General features: G+C 62.3%; 22 protein-coding genes. 18 read left to right on the top strand and 4 right to left on the bottom strand.

Going from position 1 to position 22453, the window contains the following annotated elements:
* Positions 1 to 322 precede the first annotated feature (322 nt).
* On the top strand, positions 323 to 481 hold the full coding sequence (gene rd, locus D6Z24_RS13500; RefSeq protein ID WP_129127127.1) for a rubredoxin: 159 nt from the start codon (positions 323 to 325) through the stop codon (positions 479 to 481).
* Positions 482 to 527: 46 nt separating this feature from the next.
* Here the strand turns inward: rd and D6Z24_RS13495 are convergent, their stop codons facing one another.
* The 3 genes from D6Z24_RS13495 to D6Z24_RS13485 all read right to left on the bottom strand — a co-directional run bounded on the left by D6Z24_RS13495 (position 528) and on the right by D6Z24_RS13485 (position 2446).
* The gene (locus D6Z24_RS13495; RefSeq protein ID WP_129127126.1) at positions 528 to 1598 is read right to left on the bottom strand and encodes a pyridoxal-phosphate-dependent aminotransferase family protein; all 1071 of its coding nucleotides are present in this window, start codon (positions 1596 to 1598) and stop codon (positions 528 to 530) included.
* A gap of 250 nt (positions 1599 to 1848) precedes the next feature.
* On the bottom strand, positions 1849 to 2154 hold the full coding sequence (locus tag D6Z24_RS13490) for a HigA family addiction module antitoxin (RefSeq protein WP_129127125.1): 306 nt from the start codon (positions 2152 to 2154) through the stop codon (positions 1849 to 1851).
* A 10-nt stretch (positions 2155 to 2164) separates the two neighbouring features.
* On the bottom strand, positions 2165 to 2446 hold the full coding sequence (locus D6Z24_RS13485) for a type II toxin-antitoxin system RelE/ParE family toxin (protein WP_129127124.1): 282 nt from the start codon (positions 2444 to 2446) through the stop codon (positions 2165 to 2167).
* 227 nt (positions 2447 to 2673) lie between these two features.
* Here D6Z24_RS13485 and der point away from each other — a divergent pair, with 227 nt between their 5' ends.
* From der to holA, 17 genes are all read left to right on the top strand, one after another.
* The gene (der, locus tag D6Z24_RS13480; protein WP_129127123.1) at positions 2674 to 3996 is read left to right on the top strand and encodes a ribosome biogenesis GTPase Der; all 1323 of its coding nucleotides are present in this window, start codon (positions 2674 to 2676) and stop codon (positions 3994 to 3996) included.
* Between the two features lie 81 nt (positions 3997 to 4077).
* The gene (locus D6Z24_RS13475; RefSeq protein WP_129127122.1) at positions 4078 to 5868 is read left to right on the top strand and encodes a response regulator; all 1791 of its coding nucleotides are present in this window, start codon (positions 4078 to 4080) and stop codon (positions 5866 to 5868) included.
* A gap of 1 nt (position 5869) precedes the next feature.
* Positions 5870 to 6235, top strand: coding sequence for a response regulator (locus tag D6Z24_RS13470; protein ID WP_129127121.1), 366 nt, complete (start codon positions 5870 to 5872; stop codon positions 6233 to 6235).
* Positions 6236 to 6399: 164 nt separating this feature from the next.
* Positions 6400 to 8481: a chemotaxis protein CheA gene (locus tag D6Z24_RS13465; RefSeq protein WP_129127120.1), complete on the top strand. Its 2082-nt coding sequence runs from the start codon at positions 6400 to 6402 to the stop codon at positions 8479 to 8481.
* The gene (locus D6Z24_RS13460; RefSeq protein ID WP_129127119.1) at positions 8481 to 9281 is read left to right on the top strand and encodes an ExeA family protein; all 801 of its coding nucleotides are present in this window, start codon (positions 8481 to 8483) and stop codon (positions 9279 to 9281) included. Before D6Z24_RS13465 ends, D6Z24_RS13460 begins: the two co-directional genes overlap by 1 nt.
* 141 nt (positions 9282 to 9422) lie before the next feature.
* Positions 9423 to 10187, top strand: coding sequence for a chemotaxis protein CheW (locus D6Z24_RS13455; RefSeq protein WP_129127118.1), 765 nt, complete (start codon positions 9423 to 9425; stop codon positions 10185 to 10187).
* A 26-nt stretch (positions 10188 to 10213) separates the two neighbouring features.
* Positions 10214 to 10606, top strand: a complete 393-nt coding sequence (locus tag D6Z24_RS13450) for a response regulator transcription factor (protein WP_129127117.1) — start codon at positions 10214 to 10216, stop codon at positions 10604 to 10606.
* Positions 10603 to 11109, top strand: a complete 507-nt coding sequence (locus D6Z24_RS13445) for a chemotaxis protein CheW (RefSeq protein ID WP_129127116.1) — start codon at positions 10603 to 10605, stop codon at positions 11107 to 11109. The genes D6Z24_RS13450 and D6Z24_RS13445 overlap by 4 nt, the downstream gene beginning before the upstream one ends.
* Positions 11103 to 12230 carry a response regulator gene (locus D6Z24_RS13440; protein ID WP_129127115.1) on the top strand — a complete coding sequence of 376 codons (1128 nt, stop codon included), beginning with the start codon at positions 11103 to 11105 and terminating at the stop codon, positions 12228 to 12230. Before D6Z24_RS13445 ends, D6Z24_RS13440 begins: the two co-directional genes overlap by 7 nt.
* A gap of 3 nt (positions 12231 to 12233) precedes the next feature.
* A complete protein-coding gene (locus D6Z24_RS13435) occupies positions 12234 to 14249 on the top strand; it encodes a HEAT repeat domain-containing protein (protein WP_342782873.1) in 2016 nt (671 codons plus the stop codon).
* Positions 14249 to 15115 (top strand): CheR family methyltransferase, encoded by an 867-nt coding sequence (locus D6Z24_RS13430; RefSeq protein ID WP_129127113.1) that lies wholly within the window; start codon positions 14249 to 14251, stop codon positions 15113 to 15115. The genes D6Z24_RS13435 and D6Z24_RS13430 overlap by 1 nt, the downstream gene beginning before the upstream one ends.
* Positions 15112 to 16179 carry a protein-glutamate methylesterase/protein-glutamine glutaminase gene (locus tag D6Z24_RS13425; protein ID WP_129127112.1) on the top strand — a complete coding sequence of 356 codons (1068 nt, stop codon included), beginning with the start codon at positions 15112 to 15114 and terminating at the stop codon, positions 16177 to 16179. Before D6Z24_RS13430 ends, D6Z24_RS13425 begins: the two co-directional genes overlap by 4 nt.
* A gap of 28 nt (positions 16180 to 16207) precedes the next feature.
* Complete coding sequence (locus tag D6Z24_RS13420) at positions 16208 to 17026, top strand: GAF domain-containing protein (RefSeq protein ID WP_129127111.1); 819 nt, start codon at positions 16208 to 16210, stop codon at positions 17024 to 17026.
* 29 nt (positions 17027 to 17055) lie between these two features.
* Positions 17056 to 17433, top strand: coding sequence for a response regulator (locus tag D6Z24_RS13415; protein ID WP_129127110.1), 378 nt, complete (start codon positions 17056 to 17058; stop codon positions 17431 to 17433).
* Positions 17434 to 17686: 253 nt separating this feature from the next.
* The gene (leuS, locus tag D6Z24_RS13410) at positions 17687 to 20161 is read left to right on the top strand and encodes a leucine--tRNA ligase (RefSeq protein WP_129127109.1); all 2475 of its coding nucleotides are present in this window, start codon (positions 17687 to 17689) and stop codon (positions 20159 to 20161) included.
* A gap of 18 nt (positions 20162 to 20179) precedes the next feature.
* On the top strand, positions 20180 to 20701 hold the full coding sequence (gene lptE / locus D6Z24_RS13405; RefSeq protein WP_129127108.1) for an LptE family protein: 522 nt from the start codon (positions 20180 to 20182) through the stop codon (positions 20699 to 20701).
* 81 nt (positions 20702 to 20782) lie between these two features.
* Positions 20783 to 21787, top strand: a complete 1005-nt coding sequence (holA, locus tag D6Z24_RS13400; protein WP_129127107.1) for a DNA polymerase III subunit delta — start codon at positions 20783 to 20785, stop codon at positions 21785 to 21787.
* 251 nt (positions 21788 to 22038) lie between these two features.
* Here the strand turns inward: holA and rpsT are convergent, their stop codons facing one another.
* A complete protein-coding gene (gene rpsT / locus D6Z24_RS13395) occupies positions 22039 to 22302 on the bottom strand; it encodes a 30S ribosomal protein S20 (RefSeq protein ID WP_129127106.1) in 264 nt (87 codons plus the stop codon).
* Positions 22303 to 22453: the final 151 nt, after the last annotated feature.

The following is a 22453-nucleotide window of genomic DNA, read 5'->3' as shown; positions in this document are numbered from 1 at the left end:
ACTGTGATGACTTAAGAACTGCGGGATTGCTTGGACCTCTGGTGCGGGGGATGTTGCAGTGGTGTCCTCGCCCTGTGTCTTGTTCGTCCGTCTTCTTCACTGTGCCATGCTGCTGTGAGTCGCTCGTCTTTGCCGAGAGACCTGTGCCTTTGCTGCATCGAACGTCTGTCTTCTCACCTCCCGGTTCTGAGATTTTAATTATTGCAATGTAACACAGCGTATTGTGAAAGCAAGTTCAAATTCAGCCGCGGGCCCGAATTGACACTTCACGGCGGTCTGCTAGACTTTTGCGGTCCCAGAACAGATACCGAGGGGGTGTTTAATGGAGCCTTACATCTGCACCGTATGCCAGTATGTCTATGACCCTTACGTCGGCGACCCCGACAACGGCGTGCCGCCGGGAACACCCTTCGCGGACCTGCCGGACGACTGGGTCTGTCCCATCTGCGGCGTCGGCAAGGAGGCTTTCGAGCCCGAGTAAAGCATTTAAAAAGGGGGGGAGCTGAACTGCTCCCCCCCTTCGTCTGTTAGAGACCCTGCAGGATCCCCTCCAATTCGGTTGTAATCTGTTTGAGATCTTCCAGCTGCATGTCGCCCATGTGGGCCACGCGGAAGGTCTTCCCTTTCAGTTTCCCGTAGCCGTCATCGAACGCAATGCCGCGTTCGCCCAGCTGTTTCTTCACAAGCGCCAGGTCCACGCCGCGGTCGTTGGTCGCGCAGGTGAGGGTGACGGAGCGGTACCCTTCGGCGGGAAGGATGCCGAAGCCCTTTTCCCCGACCCAGGCGCGCATGAAGTCGGCCATCTCCTGGTGACGCTGCCAGCGCTTCTCGAGACCCTCGGCAAAGATCCTCTCCAACTGCAGGTCCATGGCGTAGATGAGCGAGATGCACGGGGTGGACGGGGTGTTGTCCTTCTCGTCGGCGGCGAGGAACTCGAGGAAGTCGAAGTAGTAGCCGCGTCCCGGCACCGTCTTCGCGCGCTCCAGCGCCTTCTCGCTCGCGGTGAAGACGGCGAGACCCGGCGGCAGGGCGAAGGCCTTCTGCACGCCGAAGACGCAGCAGTCGATCCCGATCTCGTCGATGGGGATGGGAAGCGCGCTCATCGAGGAGACGGTGTCGATGATGGAGACCACGTCCGGGTATTTCTTGAGCACCTCGCCGATCTCGAAGAGCGGGCTCATGGTGCCGGTGGACGTTTCGTTGTGGATGAGGGTGATGGCGTCGTACTTGCCGGTGGCAAGTGCTGCGTCGACCATCTCGGGGGTGATCGGCTGGCCCCACTCGGCCTTGAAGGCGTCAGCCTCCTTGCCGCAGGAGAGGGTGACCTTGTGCCACTTGTCGGAGAAGGCGCCGTTGCAGAAGTTCGCGCAGCGCTTGCCGACGAGGTTGCGTACCGCCCCTTCCATGGCGCCGAAGGCGCTCGAGGTGGAGAGGAACACTTTGTCGGAGGTGGACATGAGCCGCTTCAGCTTATCGGTGACGCCCTTGTGCAGGCGGGCGTACTCCGGCATGCGGTGGCCGATCATCGGGGTTGCCATGGCCTGGAGGATCTCCGGGCTCACCTCGATCGGTCCGGGGATATAGAGCTTCTTGTGCATGTAGGGCTCCGTTCCTGAAGTTTTAGAGATCTTGCCGGCAGCGTGCGGCGGGAGGCGGGGGGAAGGGCGTGGCGTCCGACACAACGGGGTCACAGTCCTGCTGCAGGCGGATCGTCAACCTAGCAGATTACGCCTGCATTGTCAATTCTCGCGCGAGGCAAAAGAGCCTTTCCGAACAGTATCGGAGGGATCATCGCGCACCTTTGAGCAGTCTCTCGCTGCGTCATACTCTGAAATGAGCGCGCCTGTGTCAGGCGGCGCGGGAGAAGGGACGTACTTCTGTCTCCAGTCGCCCCTGTAATGCCTCCAATGCCACTTCCATGTCGTAATGATTCTGAAGGTTGAGCCAGAACTGGGCTTCCATTCCGAAGAAGCGGCCAAGGCGCAGCGCGGTGTCAGCGGTGACGGCACGCCGGCCATGGACTATCTCGTTGATGCGTCGCGGTGTTACGCCGATATCCTTCGCAAGCCGGTACTGCGTGATGCCCATCGGCTGCAGAAACTCAGCCAGCAGTACCTCGCCGGGATGTACAGGGGGGAAATCTCTCTTGCTCATCTCTTCTCCTTCAGTGGTAGTCGACTATCTCCACATCGGCTGCGTTGCCCTCATCCCACGTAAAACAAATGCGCCACTGCCTGTTGATCCTGATACTGTATTGCCCCTGGCGATCTCCGCGCAGCGCCTCCAGATAGTTCGATGGGGGTGCCCTCAACGTTTCCAGTGCCGTCACCGCATGCAGTATCGCTAGTTTGGTGGCCGCAGTCCGCTGGATGTCTTGGGGCAGCTTTGCGGAAAACTTCCCGTTGAACAGCTTTTCCGCCTCTTTGTCCTTGAACGATATGATCATGGCGATGATATCCTTTGGAGATATGGTCGTCAAGGGATATGCCCGTTGGGGAGGTTGTCCTTGCCGCCCGTAAGCCCGTTGCCGACGGCCTTTTGGGACTAAATTGTATATGTTGCTTATTGCACGGCAAAATGTTACACATACCGGTTAGCTGTTCAATACATTAAAACCGAAAGCGCGCGTTTTTTTAGCATCTTATGGATTCACCCGCTTTCAGCCGGAAAAACATGAAACCTATTATTGCCATCGTCGGACGCCCGAACGTCGGGAAGTCCACCCTCTTCAACAGGCTGGTCGGGCGCCGCAAGGCGATGGTCGACGACATGCCCGGGGTCACCCGGGATCGTAACTACGCCGAAGTGAACCGCTTCGACGTCCCCTTCATCCTGGTCGACACCGGCGGTTTCGAGCCGGAGACCTCGGACAAGCTCTTGCAGCAGATGAGGGAGCAGTCCCGCTTCGCCATGGAAGAGGCGGACCTGATCCTCTTCGTGATGGACGCCCGCGACGGGCTCACCCCCGCGGACCGCGACGTGGTCGAGCTGCTGCGGCGCATCAACAAGCCGGTGTTCCACATCATCAACAAGGTGGACGGCGAGAAGCAGGAGGCGAACGCCGGCGATTTCTACTGCCTCGGCGTCGACCACATCCACACCATCTCCGCCGAGCACAACCGCGGCGTAGGCGACCTGATGGACGAGGTGCTGGCCGCTCTCCCCTACAACCGGGATAAGGACGAGGACGAGGAGATCACGAGGATCGCCGTCGTCGGGCGCCCGAACGTCGGGAAATCCACCCTGGTGAACCGTCTCCTCGGATACGAGCGCGTGGTGGCGAACCCCACCGCCGGCACCACGAGGGACGCGGTCGACACCCGCTTCACCGTCAACAAGAAGCCGTACCTCCTGATCGATACCGCCGGCATCCGCCGCAAGGGGAAGACCGTCGAGAAGGTGGAGAAGTACTCGGTCATGGACGCCCTGCGCTCCATCGAGCGGGCGGACGTGGTGCTCATCGTGCTGAACGCCGAGGAAGGGGTCACCGAGCAGGACACGAAGATCGCCGGTTACGCCTACGAGGCGGGGCGCGGCTGCATCTTCGTCGTCAACAAGTGGGACACCCTGCAAAAGGACAACTCCAGCATCGGGAAGTTCACCGACGACATTCGCCGTCATTTCAAGTACCTCCCCTTCGCGCCGATCCTTTTCATCTCGGCTTCCACCGGTCAGCGCACCGGCAAGATCATCACCGAGGTGGACCGTGTCATGGAGCAGTACTGCAAGAGGGTCCCGACCGGGGAGCTGAACCGGATCTTCAATCAGGCCGTGGACGAGAATCACGCACCGCTCGACGGCGGCAGAAGGGTGAAGTTTTACTATGCGACACAGGTAGGGGTGAAACCTCCTTCCTTTGTCATCTTCACCAACCGTCCGGAGGGGATTCATTTTTCCTATGAGCGGTACATCATGAACCGTTTTAGAGAGGCTTTCTGTTTCGACGGGACTCCATTGAAACTCATTTTCCGTGGCAGAGACAAGAAAGATACCTAAATCATTCTTTACTTGGCCGATACGATGGTTTAGTATGATGCCTATTTTTAATCTACCTCCCACGCACAGCGAGCGGCATCAATGAGTCTAGTCGGCAATTTGGAAGATCTCGGACTTGGCGAGATCCTGCAGATAGTCAGCCTCAGCAGGAGATCCGGCGTCCTCACCCTGCAAAGCAGGGGACGGGAGGCCCGGGTGCTTTTCCGCAGCGGGCAGGTTATCCGCGCCACCTCGTCGACCTTCCATCAGAACATCGGCGAGGTGCTGATCCAGCAGGGGGTGATCGACCTCGGCATCTTGAAGCGTGCGCTCAGCATCCAGGCCGACGAGGGGTACACGCAACTCCTTGGCGCCATCATGGTGGACCGCTTCAACGTCAGCGCCGATGCCATCGAGACGGTGGTGCGCGAGCAGATCGAGAACGTGGTCTACTCGCTCTTCGCGTGGGCCGAGGGGACCTTCGAGTTCGAACTGCAGGAGATCGGCGAGGGGGACAGTACCAGGCTCGACCCGGTGCAGTTCATGCTGCAGCAGGGGCTCAACCCGCAATACCTCGCCATGGAAGGGTCGCGCATCATCGACGAGCAGCGCCATCGCGGCGAGTCCGGCGAAGAGCACGATGAGGCCGCAGTGCACGACGAGTCGGTCGACTTCGCCTTCGACCTGATCGATGAGCCCGCACCGAGCGCCCCCGCGGCCCCTTCCTTCCCACCCGACGTCCCCGCTTTCCAAGTCGAACCGCCCGCAGAGCCGGCTCCCGCACCCCGTGAGGAGACTCCTCCCGCACCCCGCGAGCAGACCCCCGCGGCGTTCTTCGCGCAGACCGGTGCCGCTGCCGGAAAGCCGCTCGTGCTCGTCGACGACGACCCGGCGACCCTTGCCGCGCTCACCGACCTTCTCGCCGCACAGGGGTTCAGGGTGGAAGCGATGGACCGGGGCGAGGATGCCCTCATCCGCGTCGACTCGCTGTACCGTGACGGCGTGCGCCCGACCGTGCTCGTGGACCTGATCATGCCCCGCATGGACGGCACCGGCATCCTGGGCGGCCTTGAGCTTTTGGAACTTGTGCGCAACAACTTCCCGGAGCTGCCGCTTCTGGGATTCTCCGATTTCGCCAACGACGAGGCGCAGCGCAAGATGCGCACCCTCGGCATTCCGCTGCTTATGAAGCCGTCCAAGGGGGACCTGGACGACGCGCTCGACATCTTCGGCCCCAGGCTGCAAAAAGCGCTCGAAAGTCTCGCCGCCGGGGAGGACGCCTCCTTCACCAGCGTGAACATCGGCGACGAACTGAGGCTCGAGATGGGGGAGGAGCCGGCGCTTCCCGGACCGCAGGTGAGCCAGAGCACCGGCATCTCGCAACTGCGCGGCATGCTCGAGGAGCTCAACAACCCGCAGCTCGGCGGCGGGATCATCCTGCTCGTGCTTCGTTTCGCGGCGGAGTTCGTGAACCGCGCCGTGGTGCTGCTGGTCAAGAAGGAGACCATCCAGGGGCTCGGGCAGTTCGGCCTGCAGGACAAAGACGGGCGCGCCGACGCCAGGGTCAGGTCCCTTTCCATCCCGAGGGGTGAGCAGTCCCTCTTTACCGAGGTGCTCGAGACCCGTTTCCCCATGAAGGGGGAAGTGGACGCCTCCGTCTGGAGCCATCACTTCCTGGAACAGCTCGGAGGCGGGCGCCCTGCGGAGTATTTCGTCGGGCCGATCGTGAGTGAAGGGAAGGTCGTAGCGGTCCTCTACGGCGACAACCTGCCGGAGGACAAGCCCGTGGGCGACACCGATTCGCTGGAGATATTCCTGAGTCAGGCGGGCATCGCGATGGAGAAGGCCCTTCTGCAGCGCAGGTTGCAGGAACAGGGACGAGGAGAAATGTGACGTGAAGAGGATACTTATAGCGGAAGATTCCAATACCATGCGCTCCATGCTGGTCTCCACCATAGACGAACTAGAGAAATACACCATCGTCGAGGCGGCGAGCGGGTTCGAGGCGCTGCGGCTTTTGCCGCGCGAGCAGGTGGACCTGATCATTACGGACATCAACATGCCCGACATCAACGGGCTGGAGCTGATCAGCTACGTGCGCAACAACCCGAACTACCAGTCCATCCCCCTCTTCATCGTTTCCACCGAAAGCGGCGAGAAGGACCTGGAGAAGGGGCGCGCACTCGGGGCGAACGAGTACCTGGTGAAGCCGTTCGACCCGGTGAAGCTGCAGGAACTGGTGCAGAAGTATCTGGGATAAAGCCGTTCAACGTTCTACGTTCTACGTTCCGCGTTGAATACGCCAATGGCAAAGGGCGACCCGGCTTCAGGAGTACACGCAGACACAACTAGTTTAATTCAGAGCGGAAGGCTAAATCGAACGTTGAACGCTGAACGTTGAACGTCAGTTGAGAGAAAGGGCCTATGAGCGTTGAGGACAACATAGGGAAGGCTTTGAAGGATTTCCTCGCGGAGGCCGAGGAGATCCTCGACCAGTTGAGTCTCGACCTGGTTTCGCTGAGCGACTGCGCGGATACCGGCGACTGCAACCCGGACTTGGTGAACTCGGTGTTCCGCGGCGCGCACTCCCTGAAGGGGCTCGCGGGGATGTTCGGCCTCTCGGACATCGCGGAACTGGGACACCACCTGGAAAACCTCCTCGACGCGCTGAGGCTCGGCAAGGTGGAGCTGGACCAGGCGGTGGTGAGCACCCTCTTCGAGTCGACCGAACTCCTGGCGCAGCTCGTGCGCGGCGCAGGCGAGTCGGGGGGCGAGGGGGCCGACCTCTCGGGCGCCATGAAGCGCATCAACGACTGCCTCACCCGCGGCCCGAAGGGAAACCAGGATTCGCCGCTTGCCCGCCTCAACATCCCCGAGCGGGTTCTCTCCTCGATGACAGAGTACGAGGAACACCGGCTCCTGGAGAACGTGAAGAAGGGGCGCAACATCTACTCGATCCGGGTGTCGCTCCTCCTTGCGTCCTTCGACTCCGAGCTCATGGAGCTCACCGAGACGCTGAAACAGGCGGGCGAGGTGATCAGTACGCTCCCCTCCGCCTCCAGCGGGCTCGACTCCGGCATCGACTTCGAGATCCTCTTCGGCTCGGAACTCTCCGCCGACGCCCTCACCCCGCTTGTCGACCGGGAGCACCTGAGCATCAACGCATTCGGGGACGCGGCGAAGGCCAAGGCCCCGCGGCGTGCGCAGACCTTCGCCGAGGTCGAGGCCGAGGTCGAGGTCGAGTCGGAAGCAGGACCCGCGCACGAGGAAGTTGAGTTCCAGCCCCAGGTGCCGGCGGAGACGGCGCTCAGCGCGAAGAGCATGAGCCGCACCGTGCGCGTCGACATCGGAAAGCTCGACCTGCTCATGAACATCGTGGGCGAGCTGGTCCTCTCCCATTCCATGATCGCCGACGTCGCCGACCGGATGCGCCGCGACGGCCTCATCGTCCCCTCGCAGGATCTGAACAAGGCCGCCAAGGGGCTCGAGAAGAAGCTCTCCGAGTTGCAGAAGGGGGTCATGGAGATCAGGATGATCCCGGTGGGGCAGCTCTTCGACAAGATGTCACGCATCATAAGGAAGATCTCCCGCGAACAGGGGAAGAAGGTCGACCTGAAGCTCTACGGCGCGGATACCGAACTCGACAAGCTCATCATCGAGGACATCTCCGACCCGGTCATGCACATCGTGAGAAACTCCATCGACCACGGCATCGAGACCCCCGAAGAACGGCTCGCCGCGGGCAAGGACGAGAAGGGAACCATCACCCTCTCCTCCTACCAAAAGGGGAACCACGTCGTGATCCAGGTCGATGACGACGGCGGCGGCATCGACGTGTCGCGGGTCAAGAAGAAGGCGATGCAACTGGGCATCATCGACAGCATGGACGAGGTGAACGACCGCGAGGCGCTCGACTTCATCTTCCGCCCCGGTTTCTCCACCACCGACACGGTGAGCGAGATCTCCGGTCGGGGCGTCGGCATGGACGTGGTGCGCACCAACATCGCCGCCCTCTCCGGCCTGATCGACGTGGAGAACTTCCCGGGGCAGGGCGCCCGTTTCGTGATCACCCTCCCCATCACCCTCGCCATCATCAAGGCGCTCATCATCTCCACCGCGGGACGCACCTACGCCCTCCCGATCACCTCGGTCCTCGAAAGCATCATCGTTGAGCAGAAGGAGATCAAGACCGTGGAGCGCAAGGAAGTGATCCAACTGCGCGAGACGACGCTGCCGCTTTTGCGCCTCTCCGAGTTCTTCGAGCTGAAGGGGGGGACTCCGGCGCCGGAGAGCTGCTACGTGGTCGTCGTGGGGGTCGCCGAGAAAAGGCTCGGTCTCGTGGTCGACGACCTCCTGGGGCAGCAGGACATCGTCATCAAGTCCATCGGCGAGACCTTTGCCGGCTTCCGCGGCATCTCCGGTGCGGCGGACCTGGGGGATCAGCGCACCATCCTGGTGCTTGACGTCGGGGGCGTGATCAGCGAGGCCACCCGGGGGAGCGCCTGATGTACAAGGAGTTTTACGGTCTCATCGAGAAGCCTTTCAGCAAGACCCCCGATCCCCGGTTCCTTTACATGAGTTCCGGGCACCAGGAGGCCCTGGCGCGGCTCGAGTATGCGGTGGAGGAGACCGAAATCGCCCTTCTGACCGGCGACATCGGCTGCGGCAAGACCACGATTTCGCGGGCGCTCATGGACCGGATGGGGGATAGGTACCACTTCCTGTTCGTCTTCAACCCGCGCCTCACCGCGGACGAGCTTTTGCGCGTGATCGCCTCCGGTCTGCAGGTGGACGTCCCCTCCTTGCAGAAGGACCAGCTCCTGAAGGAGATCACCACGGCGCTCTACCGTCTGCACGGTGAAGGGCGCATCCCGGTGGTGGTGATCGACGAGGCGCAGATGATTCCGGACCGGGACCTTTTCGACGAGCTGCGTCTGCTTACCAATTTCCAGCTCGACGACCGGAACCTTTTGAGCGTGATCATCATGGGGCAGCCCGAGCTGCGCGAGATGCTCGCCTCGTCGGTCTACGAGCCGTTTCGGCAGCGCATATCGCTCAGTTTCCACCTGGCGCCGCTTGGGCTCGAGGAGACGCTCGAGTATCTGGATTTCCGGATCGTGGCGGCCGGCGGGGAGCCCGGGCTTTTCTCTCCCGATGCGGTGCAGAGGATCTACGAGCTTTCCGGCGGGGTGCCGCGGCGCATCAACGCCGTCGCCACCAACGCGCTCTTGATCGGTTACGGCCGGGACGCCGCCTGGATCGACGCCTCGATCATCGAAGAGACCGCGGCCGAGCTGCTGGCTTAAACGGCGGTTCTAAGTTCTACGTTCTATGTTCTACGTTGACCGCACCGGCGGCAAGGCGCGGGACGGAACTAGGACCGTGCATCCGCATTGCCCGTAACTTAGAACGTAGAACGTAGAACATAGAACGGTTGTCGAGGTCCTATGAATCTTGCAGAGATCAGAAAGAAGGCTTCCCGCGGGGAGGCGCCGAGGACGGCTCAGGAATGGGTAGCGCCTCAGGCCGAACCCGCGCCGCAACCGGCGCAGGATGCTCCGGCGGAGCGCGAGGCGGATGAGTTCGCCGAACTCGATTTCGAACCGGCTGCCGTAGACCCGGATCCGCTGCCGCAGGCGTCCCGCCCATGGCAGGCGGAGACGCAGGCGTTCGACTCCTTCGAGGATGAGCCTGAGGCCTTTGACCCGGCTGCGGTGATCCTCAAGGGACGCGAGTCGGCCTCCTTCGATATCGAGGTCTCCCAGCAGGACGTACTGGACGCGGCCAGCGTGGAGCTTCTCTGCTTCAGGGTGGCAAGCGAGGAGTACGCCATCAGCATCATGGACATAAAGGAGATCATCAAACCGCGCGAGGTGACCGAGGTTCCCAGGGTTCCCGGTTTCGTCCGCGGCATCCTCTCCCTGCGCGGCAACATCATCCCGGTTTTCGACATCAAGGCGCGGCTCGGTCTCGCCGACGGGGCGGTCTCAGAGCGCGAGCGCATCGTGGTGGTGAAGCGGGAAAACGGTTACGCCGGCGTCCTCGTGGACGAGGTGGTGCAGGTGGTCCGCATCGCCGAGGGCGGCATCGAACCGCCGCCGGTGGTCCTCGAGGGGATCGACCGGGAGTTCGTGCTCGGCATCGGCCGGGTGAGCGGCAGGATGCTCATCCTGCTCGATATGGAAAAGGTACTGGACGTAGGGCTTTTGTAGCAGCCACGGGGCGGCAGGGGGGAAACATGGAGAAAAACAGGATCCTCGTGGTCGAGGATGAAGAGAGTCTGCTGAAGCTTGAAAGCATCCTCTTCACCTCCAAAGGATATCAGGTGACCGGCGTACGCGGCGGCAAGGAGGCCCTGGCGTCGATCGCGCAGCAGGCGCCGGACCTCATCGTCCTGGACCTGATGCTCCCGGACATGGACGGTTTCGAGGTCTGCCGCCACATAAAGGAAAACGATGCGACGCGCGCCATCCCGGTGGTGATGCTCACCGCCAAGAAAAGCAGCCGCGACCTCGAGCACGGCAAGCAGGTCGGCGCCGACGCCTACATAACGAAGCCCTTCAAGTCGGTCAAGGTGCTCGAGGTGATCGAGGAACTGCTCGGCAACCAGCAGGAGAAGGAGGGGCGATGACTGAGGAACTGCAGGAAATCCAGGTCGCCTGCCTGCGTATGGACGACGGGCTTTACGCCGTCGACATCATGCGCATCAGGGAGATCATCAGGGTTCCCAAGCTCGCGCCGCTGCCTAGGGCGCTCCCGTTCGTGGAGGGGGTGATCAACCTGCGCGGTTCGGTGATCCCGGTCGTCGACCTGAGGAAGCGCTTCGGGCTTCCCCCCGCGGAAAACAAGGAGACCGCGCGTCTTTTGATCCTCTCCATCTCCGGGCAGCCGCTGGCCCTCATGGTGGACGAGGTGACCGAGATGATCACCATCCCGATGCGGGAGCTGAAAGCGCCGCCGCGCGGCGTTAGGATCGTGGGGAGCGAGTACATGGTGGGGCTTTGCCTGGTGCAGGAGGTGCCGGTGATGCTCCTGAACATAGACGCCCTGCTCACCTTCCAGGAAAAGGCCCAGCTGGGCTGCTTCACCCCCCAGACGGGGACAAATCCTACGAAAAAGAGCCAAGCATGCTGATAGTCTGCCCAAACTGCAAGAAGAGATTCGACGTTACCGTTACCGGTCCGGAAGAGGCGAAGAAGCTGCGCTGCTCGAGCTGCAAGGCGGTGTTTCGCCTGGTGCGCAAGGGTGAGCGGAGTGCTGCACCGCCGACGGCCGGGCTGAAGGTGGTGGTGGCCAACGAGAGCGCCGCCTTCTGCAAGGCGGTGGAGAAGGTCCTGGCCGCTGAGCCTTTCGAACTCTTTCTCTGCACCGACGGCAAGGAGGCGCTGGAGACGGTGCAGCGGGAGAAACCGGCGGTGCTGCTTCTCGACGTTGCGCTTCCCACCATGTTCGGGTTCGAGGTCTGCGAGCGGGTGCGCCAGGACCCCGAGCTTTCCGGCGTGAAGATCGTGCTCATCGCGTCGATTTACGACAAGACCCGCTACAAGCGTTCGCCGAACTCCCTTTACGGCGCCGACGACTACATCGAGAAACACCATATCCCGGACTCGCTGGTCTCCATGATCTACCGGCTCACCTCCGGCGGGATGCCCCCCGTGGTGCGTCCGACCGAGAGTGAACTCGCCGCGCAGGAAAAAAGCCGCAGCGAGATCAGGCAGTGTGAGGTCGAGGAGACCTCCATGGCCGTGCCCCCCGCCGTCGAAGCGACCCCGGCCCCCCCAGCGGTTCCCGCTTTCGAGGAAGTCCCGGTCCCCGCGGCCGCACCGATTCCGGTGGAAGTACCTACCCCGATTGAGGTCCCCGCACCGGTCGAGGCCGCGCCTGCCGTGGTACCCGCACCGGTCGAGGTACCGGCTCCCGTTGAAGCGCCCGTAGTCGAGGCTGCCCCGGAAGTGCCGGCGCCCCCGGTTGCCCCCGCGGCACCCGCGGCTCCGGCGCAGCAACTGCCGGAGGAACAGGTCAAGGCGCGGCGCCTGGCGAGGATCATCGTCTCCGACATCGTCCTCTACAACCAGGCGAAGGTGGAGCAGGGGGTGCGCGAAGGTAGCTTCTACGAGCTTTTAGCCGACGACATCCGCGAAGGGGAGTACCTGTACCAGCAGCGTGTTTCCCAACAGGTGCGCGACACCACGAGCTTCCTGAAGGACGCCTTCGAGGAACTGATCGCGAAAAAACGAGCCGAACAGAACGTCTAGGAGATCACCCTGTCTACCGATCTACAGGAAATCAACGAGAGACTCGCAGCCCCTGACGAGGAGCAAAGACGGTTTGCCGTCATGGCACTGCGCGGGCGTCCCTTCCCGGAGGCGATGGAACTTCTGTTCCGTGCCATGGCGGACGACAGCTGGCGCGTGCGCAAGGAGGCGGTGAGCGTGGTGCTGCAGGCACAACCTCTTTCCGCCGGGGCGCTCGAGGCTCTCATAGACCTCTTGCGGGCCTCGGACAACGCCGGGTTGCGCAATTCGGCGGTGGAGTCGCTGGAGCGGATCGGGGAGCCCGCCGTCGAGCCGCTCTGCACTCACCTGGAGGACCCGGACCACGACCTGCGCAAGTTCATCATCGATATTCTCGGCAACATCCGCTGCGCGGCCTGCGTGCCGCTTCTGGTGCGTGCGCTTGACGACGAGGACATGAACGTGAGGGTCGCCGCCGCCGAGAACCTCGGCAAGATCGGCGACCGGCGCGCCCTGCCGCATCTTTTGAAGGTGCTTGACGGCGGCGAGATCTGGTTCAAGTTCACCGTCCTCGATGCGCTTTCCTCGATAGGCATCCCGGTGCCGCTCGCAAAGCTCGAGCCGCTTTTGCAGGAAGGGCTTTTACGGCGGGCGACCTACGACTGCCTTGCCGTGATCGGCGATGCGAAGTGCATTCCGCTGCTTTTGCAGGGTATGCACGAGAAGGCGAAGAACGCCCGCGAGGCGGCCGCCGTAGCTCTCATGCGGATCAGGGGGCGCCTGCCGGTCCAGGAACGGGAGACGCTGATCGACCTGCAGTTAAGGGAACTTGCCGGCACCCCGGCGGCTAAAAAGCTCATCGACTCGCTGCACGGCGAGGACCCGGTGCTGATCGCCTTGCTGGCGCAGCTTTGCGGCATCATGCGTGATGAGCGCGCGGCGCTTCCCCTGGTGCGGGCCGCCCGTACCGAGAGGCTGCGCGCTGGGTGCCTGGAGGCGCTGCGCTGCATCGGGGAAGCGGTTATGCCGCTGCTTCTCGAGCACTTCCCGGTTGCCGGCGCGAGCGAGCGGGCGGTGATCGTGCAGCTGATCGCGGAAACTGAGCACCACGGTAGCGACGAACTCCTCTTCTCCGCTCTCGAGGACGAAGGCGCGGAGGTGCGCCGCTGCGCCGCCCTCGCCCTGGGACGCCTCGCTCCTGCGGGTGCTGCACCGCGCGTGGCGGCGCTTCTTGACGATGACGAGCCGCAGGTGCGGGAGGGTGCGCTCGATGCGGTACAGCGTCTTGCCGCAGCCGACCGCGACGGGGTCTGCGCCATCTGCTCCAAGCTTCTGCGCAGCCGCGACGAGCGCAAAAGACGGGACGCCGCGGTCATCCTAGGCGCGCTCTCCGACGGGGAGCGGCTCGCCCTGCTCGTGAAGGACGAGGACGCCACGGTGCGGCGCGCCGCGGTTGCCTCGCTTGCGCGGGTGGAATCGCCGCAGGCGCCTGCTGCGCTCGTCCTTTCCCTCTCCGATGAGGAGCCCGAAGTGCGTATCGCCGCCGCCCAGGCGCTCGCGGAACGCGGCGGACGCGACGTTCTGGCACCTCTTTGCCTTGCACTGAACGACTCTGACCCCTGGGTGCAGACCGCGGCACTCAAGGGGCTGGCAGGTCTCGGGGACGCCGAGGCGCTTCCCGGCGTGATGGTGCTTTTGGAGCAGGCCCAGGGACAGGTGCTGATCGCGGCGCTCAATACGGTTGCGGCGCTCGGCGGAGCCAAGGCGCTCGCCCCGGTGCAAAAGGCGCTCAGCCACAGCGACGAGGAGGTGGTCGAGGCCGCCATAGCGATCCTCTCCGGATTCGGCACCGAGTGGATCGGCGAGCACGGCGAGGAGCTTTTGGGACACCCGCACTGGATGGTGCGGCGCTCCTTCGTACGCGCCGTGGCACAGCTCAAGGGGGCTGAGTCCCTGGCCGTTTTGGACCAGGCGCTCGCCCGTGAGTCGGACCCGCTGGTGAAGAGCGAGATCGCCGAACTCCTCGACAGGCTGCGCTAATGCCATATTTCGAACCGGAACTGCAACTGACGGAAGAGGAATTCCGCCTGATCAGGGACCTGATCTACAACCACTGCGGCCTCTTCTTCGACGACGACAGCAAGTACCTGCTCGACCGTCGTCTGTCGCAGAGGGTGTTCCATCACAACCTGTCCGGCTTCCGCGAGTACTACCAGTTCCTGAAGTACGATCGCAGGAAGGAGGAGGAGATCGCCGACATCATGGATCTCCTCACCACGAACGAGACCTACTTCTTCCGCGAGGCCTTTCAGCTTAGGGCCTTCACCGATGAAATCGTGCCGGAGCTTTTGAAGCTGAAGCAGCGCGAGCGCACCCTGCGCATCTGGAGCGCCGGCTGTTCCACCGGGGAGGAGCCCTACACCATCGCGATGCTCCTTCTCGAGATGGGGCTTCAGGGCTGGCGCATCGAGATCGTCGGGTCGGACATAAGCCACCGCGTGGTGCAGCAGGCCCGCAAGGGGGTCTACACCAAGTCCTCGTTCCGGGCGACCGAGGAGCATTACCTGAAGCGCTTCTTCGTCGAGACCGACGAGGGGTACCGCATCTGCGACGAGGTCCGGGAGCTGGTCACCATCAGCCAGATGAACCTTTTCGATGCCAACCGGCTGGCGCTTCTCGGGAAGATGGACGTGATCTTCTGTCGCAACGTGATCATCTATTTCGATCAGAGCTCGAAGAAGAGGGTGATCGAGTCTTTCTACAACACGCTGCGCGGCGGCGGGTACCTCCTTCTGGGGCACTCCGAGTCGCTCATGAACATATCGACCGCGTTCGCACTGAAGCACTTGAGAAATGACATGGTCTACCAGAAGACGGATACGATTAGCGGCGGAGTGGCCTCGTGAAAAAGATACGTGTAGTAGTCGTCGACGATTCGGCCTATAATCGGCGCGCCATCACCAGGATGCTGGAGGAACTCCCGGGCGTTCAGGTGGTGGGATACGCCACCAACGGCGAAGAGGGGATCCGCAGGGTCATCGATCTCACCCCCGACCTGGTGACGCTTGACCTCGAAATGCCGCGCATGGACGGTTTCACCATGCTCCGCATCCTGATGGCGAGCACGCCGGTCCCGGTGATCGTGATCAGCTCCACCTCCGGCGACGAGAAGGTCTTCAAGGCGCTGGAACTCGGCGCCGTGGATTTCATCGCCAAGCCGACCAGCGTCATTTCCGACGAGCTTTTGAAGATCCAGCAGGACCTGCACCAGAAGGTCCAGGCTGTCTTCAAGCTCAACATGGCGCGGGTGCAGAAGAGGGTCGAACCGGCCTCTCCCGCCCCCGAAGTCACCGTTCCGGCGGTCGCGGCCGGCGCGAACAGCAGCGTGGATATCGTTGCCATCGGCTCCTCCACCGGAGGTCCGCCGGCGCTGCAGCGCATCTTCGCCTCGTTCAGGGAGGCGCCTCCCTTCGCCATGGTCGTGTCCCAGCACATGCCGGCGGGCTTCACCACCGCCTTCGCCGAGAGACTGAACCGCAGCAGCGGCTTCGACGTGCGCGAGGCAAAAGACGGCGACGAGGTGGTCGCCGGGCGTGCGCTCATCGCGCCTGGCGGGCGAAACCTCATTTTCGAGAGGTCGGGGGAGAAGGTGGTCGCCCGCGTCGTTCCTCCCGGGCTCAAAGACAGGTACGTTCCGTCGGTGGACGTGATGTTCCGCTCCTGCGCCGAACTCTACCGTAACCGGATGCTCGCCGTGGTGCTGACCGGGATGGGGAACGACGGCGCCGCCGGGGTGCGCGAGGCCAAGAAAGCGGGCGCGCAGATCATCGCGGAATCCGAGGAGTCCGCCGTGGTCTTCGGCATGCCGCGCGAGGCGATAGCGACGGGAGTTGTGGACAGGGTGGTGCCCATGGATGCCATGGTGCGGGAAATAGTGCTTCGTTGCGGCCTAGTGCCGCGATTTGGTTGACCAAAAGACGATGTAAACCGGGGTGCGCATGCAAAAGGACGATGAACGTTTGGTTCATAGCAGGGGCGAAGAGTTCCTGCAGGTTTTCAAGAAGGGAGCTGAGTTCACCCAGGATCTGCTCCGGGAGAACGAGCGCCTGAGGTTCCGGCTGCTGGAGCTGGAGAATGGCCAGCTTTCGGGCGAAGCCGCGCCTGCTTCCGAGCTCAACAAGCTGAGCGAGCGGATCGCGGATCTGGAGAGGGAGAAGCAGGAGATCCTGGACCGGATCAAGCAGGTCGAGGAGGAGAACCAGGACTTCGCCGCACGCTATATCGAGATAGAGGACGAGAACAACAACCTCGCCAACCTCTACATCGCTAGCTACCAGCTCCACTCCACGCTCGACTTCAAGGAAGTGCTCCAGATCATCACCGAGATCATCATCAACCTGATCGGTGCCGAGGAGTTCGCCATCCTTCTCCTGGACGAGAAGAGCGACGAGCTGCAGGCGGTCTCCACCGAGGGGGTGGACCGGAGCGAGATCCCGGTGGTGCGGCTGGGCAAGGGGATCATCGGCGGTGTTGCGCAGTCCGGAGAGAGCCACTTCGCCGCCGACTGCGACGCCTACGAGCGCGACTTCAACGCTCCGATGGTCTGCATCCCGCTCAAGATCAAGGAGCACGTCATCGGCGTTCTCGCGATCTACAAGCTGTTGATGCAGAAAAAGGAGTTCGCCGCGGTCGATTACGAGCTCTTCACCCTGCTCGCAGGGCACGCCGCGACCGCGATCTTCAGCTCGCGTCTTTACAGCGATTCGGAGCGGAAGTTGTCGACCATCCAGGGGTTCATCGATCTCTTGACGAAATAACAGATGTTGTAATGGGGGATAAAGTTCAGATGTCAGATTACAACGTATTGATAGTCGAAGATTCACCCACCATGAGGCAGCTGATCGCCTTTGCGCTGAAGCGTATCCGGGGGGTGCGCATCGTCGAGGCCAACGACGGGGTCGACGGACTGAAGAAGCTTTCCTCGGAGCGTTTCGACCTGATTCTCACCGACATCAACATGCCCATCATGGACGGGCTGAAGCTGGTGAGCCTGGTGCGTAACGACGCCAACTACAAGGCGATCCCGATCGTGGTCATCACCACCGAAGGAGCCCAGGAAGACCGCGAGCGCGCCCTGGCCCTTGGGGCGAACGACTACATCACGAAGCCGATCCAGCCGACGAAGATCCTCGATGTCGCCAAGGGGCTGCTCAGGATCGTCTAGGAAGTGCACTAAAGGTGGGCGTTCGGAGCGGCGTGTCCCGGCACCGGTCACCCTTTAGGTGTCGCAGGCCCCCGGTTTCATGGTTTCCCATGATTCTCAGGACTCCAGTTGTTCCCATGGTTCCCATGAGTCCTACCAAGGTTCCCATGAGCCCCTAAAGGCTCCTTTTTTCAAAATTCCCCGCAGCCATCATCGCTGCATACAAAATAAATTGCGCGTCCCCTTGAGGGGGGCGCTGGAAGGTGGGCTTCAAATGGAAGAGAAATACGTCCCCTCGGCGGTCGAGGGCAAATGGCAGCAGTTCTGGGCAACGCACAACAGCTTCGAGGCGACCGAAGACGCAAGCCGCAAGAAGTACTACCTCCTGGAGATGTTCCCTTATCCCTCCGGCAAGATCCACATGGGTCACGTGAGGAACTACTCCATCGGCGACGTCATCGCGCGCTTCAAGCGCATGCAGGGTTACAACGTGCTGCACCCGATGGGTTGGGATGCCTTCGGCATGCCGGCCGAGAACGCGGCCATCCAGAACAAGAGCCATCCCGCCAAGTGGACCTACGAGAACATCGCCTACATGCGCGGGCAGCTGAAGCGCCTGGGGCTCTCCTACGACTGGGAGCGCGAGCTCGCGACCTGCGACCTCGACTACTACAAGTGGGAGCAGAAGATCTTCCTCGAGATGTACAAGAAGGGGCTCGCCTACAAGAAATCCTCCGCCGTCAACTGGTGCCCGAAGTGCGAGACCGTTCTCGCCAACGAGCAGGTCGAGGACGGCTGCTGCTGGCGCTGCGACTCGCTGGTCGAGCAGAAGGAACTGGAGCAGTGGTCTTTCAGGATCACCAACTACGCCCAGGAACTCCTTGACGACACCTACAAACTGACCGGCTGGCCCGAGCGCGTGCTCACCATGCAGAGGAACTGGATCGGCCGCTCGGTCGGCTGCGAGATCGAGTTCCCGCTGGAGAACGGCCTTTCCAAGATCAAGGTCTTCACCACCAGGCCGGACACCCTCTTCGGCGCCACCTTCATGTCTCTTGCCGCCGAGCACCCCATGGCGCTTGACCTCGCCACCGACGCCCAGCGCGCCGCGGTCGAGGCGTTCATCGAAAAGGTGAAGAAGACCGACCGCATCAAGCGTTCCGCCGAGGACCAGGAGAAGGAAGGCGTCTTCACCGGCTCCTACTGCGTGAACCCGGTCACCAACGCGAAGATGCCGATCTACCTCGCCAACTTCGTCCTCATGGACTACGGTACCGGTGCGGTCATGGCGGTTCCGACCCACGACCAGCGCGACTTCGAGTTCGCCAAGAAATACGACCTGCCGCTCAAGGTGGTGATCCAGCCGGAAGGTGAGTCTCTCGACGCGGCGACCATGACCGAGGCCTACACCGCCGAGGGGACCATGGTCAACTCGAGCCGTTTCGACGGCATGGGTAACGTGGACGCCAAGGAAGCCATCGCGGACTTCCTCGAGAAGGAAGGTATCGGCAAGAAGACGGTCAACTTCCGCCTGCGCGACTGGGGCATCTCCCGCCAGCGCTACTGGGGCAACCCGATCCCGGTGATCAACTGCGACCTCTGCGGCGTGGTTCCCGTCCCCGAAGCGGACCTCCCGGTCGTGCTCCCGATGGACGCCGAGTTCACCGGCGAGGGGGGGAACCCGCTCGCGCGCGTCGAGAGCTTCACCACCTGCACCTGCCCGCAGTGCGGCGAGGCGGCCCGCCGCGAGACCGACACCATGGACACCTTCGTGCAGTCCTCCTGGTACTTCCTGCGTTACTGCTCGCCGAAGTTCACCGCCGGTCCGCTGGACCGCGAGAAGGTCGAGCACTGGATGCCGGTGGACCAGTACATCGGCGGCATCGAGCACGCCGTTTTGCACCTGCTCTACGCCCGCTTCTTCACCAAGGTGCTGAGGGACCTGGGCTACTGCAACGTGGACGAGCCGTTCTCCAACCTTTTGACCCAGGGGATGGTGATCAAGGACGGCGCCAAGATGTCCAAGTCCAAGGGGAACGTCGTCGACCCGAACGCACTCATCGAGCGCTACGGCGCCGACACGGCACGCCTCTTCTCCCTCTTCGCGGCACCGCCGGAGAAGGACCTCGACTGGAGCGACCAGGGGGTGGACGGCAGCTACCGCTTCCTGAACCGCGTCTGGCGCCTGGTCTTCGACGTCCTGCCGGCGATCAAGGGGGCCGGTGCCGTCAAGACCGACGCTCTTTCCGCAGAAGGGAAGAAACTGCGCCGTGCGGTGCACAAGACCATCAAGAAGGTCTCCGAGGACATCGAGGAGCGTTTCCACTTCAACACCGCCATCGCTGCGGTCATGGAACTGGTGAACTCCATCCAGGGCTTTACCGCCAAAGACGCCCCGGAGAACGTCGCCGTGGTGCGCGAGGCAGCCGAGTCGGTGATCCGTCTGCTTGCCCCCTTCGTGCCGCATTTCGCCGAGGAGCTCTGGGCTGAACTGGGCCACGAGGTCGGACTGGAAGCGTCCGGCTGGCCGAGCTATGACGCCGATGCCGTCGTGGACGAGGAGATCACCGTCGTCGTCCAGGTGAACGGCAAGCTCAGAAGCAAGCTGACCGTCGCCCCGGACGCCAAGGAAGATGACGTGCGCGCCGCCGCCCTCGCCGACGAGAAGATCAAACCGTACCTGGAAGGGAAGGAGATCAAGAAAGTCGTCTACGTTCCGGGTAAGCTGGTCAGCGTGGTGGTCGCCTAGGGCGCGGGGAAAAGTACCATGTCATCGCGCAGACTTCTTTGCCGCATCGGCGCGGCGCTTCTCTTGGTCGCCGCCCTCGGCGGCTGCGGCTACCGCCCCGTTGTCGAACACGGGCCCCTGGCGCAGGGGGGCGGCATCAACGTCGTCCTCTTCGCCAACAAGAGCTACCGTGCCGGGGTGGAAGCGGTTCTCGGTCGTCACATGATCGATGAATTCGCGCTTCGCACCGGTGGGCGCGTTCTCCCCGCCGATCGGGCCGACCTCGAGCTCACCGGCACCGTGGTCTCCTACGGCACGACGCCCGTCTCCTACACCGCGGCGGATGCCATAAAGGAGTATCGGGCGGTCCTCACCGTGCAGGCCGTGCTGCGTGAACAGCGCACCCAGAAGGTGCTCTGGAAGGGGGATCTCTCCGAGCAGCAGGTCTATCCGGTGAACGCGGATATCGCCCTGCAGCAAAACGCCGAGGATGCCGCGATAGATAAGGTGTGCCGTCGTCTCTCCGAGCGGGTCTGGCAGCAGATCAGCCAGCGTTTCTAGTCCGTTCAGCGCGGTTTGCAAACCACAACGCCGCCCATTCAGCATAAGGCTGGTGGGCGGCTTTTTTCGCATGAGGTGTTCATGAAACCGGAAGAGTTCAACAGGGCCGTGGAGAAAGGGGAGCTCGCTTCCCTGTACCTTTTGTACGGCGACGAGCCGTACCTGGTCGAGCGCGCCGTAAAGAAGCTCATGGATCGCGCCGTTGACCCGGGGTTCCGCGACTTCAACCTGAACATCTTCTACGGCAACGAATGCAAGGGTGATGAGGTGTTCAGCGCGGCACAGACTCTCCCGATGTTCGCCGAACGACGCGTCGTCCTGGTGAAGAAGGGGGGAGACCTCTCCGCCGGCGCCATGGAGGTACTGCTCCCTTATTTGCAGGATCCGTCACCCGGCACCTGCCTCATCCTGCAGGCCGAGAAGGTCGACGGTCGCAAGAAGTTCTACGCCGAATTCAAGAAGCGCGGTGAGGCGGTGGAGTTCAAGCGCCCCTACGAGAACCAGTTGGGCCCCTACGTGCGCGACGAGGTGCGTGCCGCGGGCAAGAAGATCGAGCCCGCCGCCGCCGAACTGCTCGCCTACCTCGTGGGAAACAACCTGCAGGAACTCGTCTCCCAGATCGAGAAGCTCTGTATTTACTGCGGCAAGAACGAGACGGTAACCGTTGCCGACGTGAAGACCATCGTATCGGACACCAAGGTCGAGAGCGTCTTCGAGTTCACCGATGCGCTGGGGGCAAAGGAGCTTCCCCGGGCGCTCAAGCTGCTCACCTCCCTTTTGCAGGACGGCGAGGCGCCGTTGCGCGTATTGGGTGCCGTTGCGCGGCATTACCGCCAACTCTGGCAGGTGCGCGAGCTCATGGACCGGAAGGTCCCGCAGTCCGAGTTGGCCAAGGCCTCCGGTATCAACCCGTACTTTCTCGGCAAGGTGACCGCGCAGGCGAAGAACTACACGGCAGCGGAACTGAAGCGGATCTTCGAGCAGATGTTGGAACTGGATCTAGCCTTCAAGTCAGGCGGACTGGAAGAGCCGCTCTTCGAGCGTTTCGTGATGGAAGCATGCCGGCGGCCGGGAGGCAGGAATTAAGAAGCAGGGCGCTAGGAAGGAAGCAAGGCGCTAGGAAGGAAGCAAGGCGCTAGGAAGGCGGAGAAGAGGTGGGGCTTTGACTACCTCCCCTGGAGGGGGAGGGCAGGGGAGGGGGACGTCTAACCGGGCCCCTTGGTGCGGTGATCTTTTAGAGGCAGGGGGGGAGCGGCCGTCCTAGCCGCTGGTACAAACTAGAAAAGGGAATACCCGAGCGGGCATTCCCTTTTTTGCTTTTATCGAGCCGTTACCGGTTAGGCCAGGGTGTTGACCAGTTTGGTGAGGCGGGATACGTTCCTGGAAGCGTTGGAGGAGTGGATGATCCCCTTGGTTGCAGCGCCGTCGATGACCGGGATTGCAGCAGCCAGAGCAGCCTTTGCCGCTTCCTGATCCTTGGTGGCAACCGCTTCGCGGACGCGCTTTATGAAAGTACGGAGAGTAGAACGCTCGTGCTTGTTGCGCTCGGTCCTCTTAGCCGTCTGCTTGATCCTCTTCATTGCCGATTTATGATTTGCCAAACTGCACCTCCGGTATTTTAAAAATGTAGCTTTTTGGTTTTTGGAAAGAGGAATTATATAGCACCGGGGGCGCAGTGTGTCAAGCACAAATCCGCCCGCTGTGGGAAAAATATCCTCAGCGCGAACAGGGCACACTACCATTGTTTCAGCT

The organism is Geomonas oryzae (assembly GCF_004117875.1).
Classification (GTDB): domain Bacteria; phylum Desulfobacterota; class Desulfuromonadia; order Geobacterales; family Geobacteraceae; genus Geomonas; species Geomonas oryzae.
This window is presented reverse-complemented; position numbering and strand designations above follow the sequence as displayed.